Raw genomic sequence first — 3,641 nt, 5'->3', positions numbered from 1 at the left:
TAAAGTGATCTATCCACATGTTTGCATCGTTTTCTAATCGTTGGACAAGAGCGCTATGTGTGTCCGTCTGTATGCTCACGGCCATTTGCTGCAAAGCACAGGAAAGCGCCATCGTCACCGACCTGCCTAGCATCAAAAACATTCCATGGGGCAGCGTCGCCGTGTTCTTCCCCGACAGCGAGGGTTACCTATGGTACAGCACAGAGGAGGGATTGTATCGCGACAATGGCTACCAGGCTGACGCTTTTTGTGCGAATGAGCAGAACCCGAAACTGATGCGTTCGAATTACGTGATGGACATCGTCGAGGATGGCAAGGGACACATTTGGTTTGCCACCTCACAAGGTGCATACGTGCTCAACAAAGAGAACTACAGCATACACAGCATTGCTGTGGAGGAGACGCAGCGTGTGTCCATTGAGGCCATTTTAGCATTGACCGACGGCACCGTGTGGCTGTCCACCAGTACTGCTTTGTTCCATCTTGACGCAGACGAGCATTTGTTACAGAAAATTGACGTCAGGAAGCGGGGCAAGGGGCCCAAGTTTGTCAATGCTTTCATGGAAGACAGTCAGCATACCTTATGGCTGGCTCAGAGCAATGGGTGCATGTGGCGCTATGATATCAAGAAGAGAGACTTTGTCCCCTATGCCATGCAGGAGAATGTCGACCCGCAATGCATGATTGAAGACGTCGAACACGGTTGCTACTGGATCGGTTCATGGGGAAAGGGTATAGTGAAATACATCCCCAACATGGTAGGTAACCAAGCTAAAACGGAACTGCAACCTGCCACAATGAGCCAAGAGTTTGAAGGAATGGACAAGGTGATGGACATAGAACCGGATAGCCATGCCAATATCCTTTGGGTAACCACCACTGCGGGCGTCTTTGCCTATGAGATTGATGCTAACAATAACTTGCGTCTCTCTGCCATCAGCGACAGACTCCCAAAGGGTAAGTACTACTATACCAATATCACGCGCGACAAGTACGACAATCTATGGGTGTCGGGCGCATCGCGTCATTCCTTCTTGCTGCCTGGATACCAGAATGGCATCCGCAAATATGTCGGCCACAAAGAGTTGATGCAAGACGAAGACAAACTGCTGGAGACAATACGACAGAAACAGCCAGACGTGCTCAGGGCCGTACAGGACCGCCAAGGCAACATTTTCTGTCAAAGCCGGCAGAAAGGACTTTGCATGATGCGACGAGGGGGTACAGAGGCCGTCCCCCTGCTGCAGGAATACGAGACTTGTTCCACGATGACACTGCTCAGCGACGGCACACTCATCATAGGCACCAGTGTAGGACGTGTATATGCCTACAACTGCAACAGCGACAAAGCCCCACGATTCATTACCGCTCTCAGCAATTCATTCGGTAAACGTATACTTGATATCAGGCAGGACCACAAGGGGCACGTCTGGGCTCTTACGCGCGAAAGCGTAAAGGAGTGGGATCAGTCCACTCAAGGCTGTCGCACCTTGTTCTGCAACCATCCCATGATACGCATGGACCATTTTACGCAGTTGTCCACGGCACCAGGCGATTCAATATGCATCCTCGACGAGGAGGGCTACTGCCACATCTCGCCAACCGACTTCAGCGCGTCAGACAAGACGACCGTAAAGCCATCTGTATCGACAATTATCATTGACGGACAGAAGCACTTCGTTCGGCATGACCAGCTGGAAATGGATATTGACCGTAAAGCCAACGTAGTGGAACTACAGCTCACCACGCTGCAACAGCATCTGGCCGAACAGGTGCAGTTTGCCTACCGGCTGACAAGAAACGACCTCTTCAGCACCAGTACGGCCGAATGGGTTGAACTGCCGATGGGCAGCAACACCATCGTACTGACCTCACCCGCCAAGGGGGACTACACCATAGAGGTACGTGCCACCAACGGACAGGGCATCTGGGGCGTGGAGCATGAGGTCTTCACCCTACATCGTTTGCCTGCGTGGTGGGAATCGGGCTGGGCCTACACGCTATACATACTATTGGCATTATCTGGCATTATAGTAATATTCAAGCAATATTCCAATTACGTACGACGCAAGCGCATGACACAAATGGAGGAGCAACTCATGGAACTGAAGTTCCGCTTCTTCACCAACGTCAGCCATGAGCTGCGCACACCGCTCACCCTCATACTGGTACCTGTGGAACAGATGTTGGCATCGGCCTCGTCACTCTCCGAACGCGACCGCAACCGGCTTGAGAGCATCCAACGTAACGCCTTGGAACTGCAACAACTCATCAACCAGCTGCTTGACTTCCGTCGCATGGAATTGGGTGCAGAACACATCTCGCCACGCAATGCAGATATGGTACAATTCCTATCGGCTGCCATAGAGGCTTTCCAACCTCTAGCACAACGCAAAAATATTGAACTGAATTATATACACCCCGACAAGGTACTCTACGCCACCTTCGATCATGAGAAGATGCACCACATCGTATGGAACCTGCTCAGCAACGCTATGAAATTCACGCCTGAGGGGGGACATATCAGCCTGGAGTTGCAACTGAAAACCGAAGACAACAGCCGTCTCACCGTGCGCGTCAAAGACGATGGCATAGGCATAAAGGCCAACGACATGCCACACATTTTCGACCGCTATTTCCAGTCGGACAACGCCAATTCACAGGGCGGCAGCGGTATCGGTCTCCACATGGTTCGCGAGTTGGTGCGTCTGCACGGTGGAGATGTGGGAGTAGAGAGCCAAGAGGGCAAAGGTTCCAACTTCTGGTTTGAGATACCACTGATGCACGAGCAACACTGCATCAACGAGGACTCTGCTGCACAAACTTCAATTTCAGGGCAGGATTCAGAAGATGAATCTGCTACCGCGCAAGAAGAAACCTCCAGCACCAGCACACATCCTTGCATACTCCTGGTAGAAGACAACCTTGAACTGCGCGCACTCATCGCCGAACAACTACGTGAAGAGGGGTTTGACGTAAGCGAAGCCAATAACGGGCAGGAGGCTTGGGAACAATTGTCCGCACAGCCCGACACGGAACTCATCATCAGCGATGTCATGATGCCGCTCATGGATGGATTCGAGCTCTGCCGCCGCATCAAGAGCACAGAGAACGTCAGCCACATTCCCGTCATCCTGCTCACAGCCAAGACCAGCGATGAAGACCAACTCGAAGGCTACAAGATGGGAGCCGACTGCTACCTCACCAAACCATTCAGCCCTGCCGTTCTGCTCAATCGCATCAAGCATCTACAGGAACAGCGCAAAGCCACCATGCAACATTTCCAGCATGAAGACGGCAAGGAGGTGGCACAACTGACTTATTCACCCATCGACGAGGAAATCATTACCCGTGCGCAGAAACTCGTGGAGGAGCACCTTGCCGACAAGAATTACAACGTAGACCAATTCAGTAGTGACATGTGCGCCAGTCGTATGACACTCTACCGCAAGATACATGGAATCACGGGGCAATCACCCAGCGAATTCATCAACACCATCCGCCTTAAACACGCAGCAGAACTACTGCGCACCAGTACGCTGAGCACATCACAAATCTCAGATCGGACAGGCTTTTCGTCGCCAAGCTACTTTACCAAAAACTTTAAAAAAATGTTTGGATGCCTACCCAAAGAATACAGA

Annotated in this window: 1 protein-coding gene; it reads left to right on the top strand. The window is 51.6% G+C overall.

The window, feature by feature from the left end; genetic code table 11:
- Positions 1-71: 71 nt before the first annotated feature.
- A partial coding sequence (locus MJZ26_14665; protein ID MCQ2107020.1) for an ATP-binding protein occupies positions 72-3,641 on the top strand: 3,570 nt, incomplete at its 3' end.

The sequence above is a fragment of the Fibrobacter sp. genome (assembly GCA_024398965.1).
Lineage (GTDB): Bacteria > Fibrobacterota > Fibrobacteria > Fibrobacterales > Fibrobacteraceae > Fibrobacter.
The sequence above is the reverse complement of the archived record's forward strand: the minus strand, read 5'-3'. Positions and strand labels throughout refer to the sequence as shown.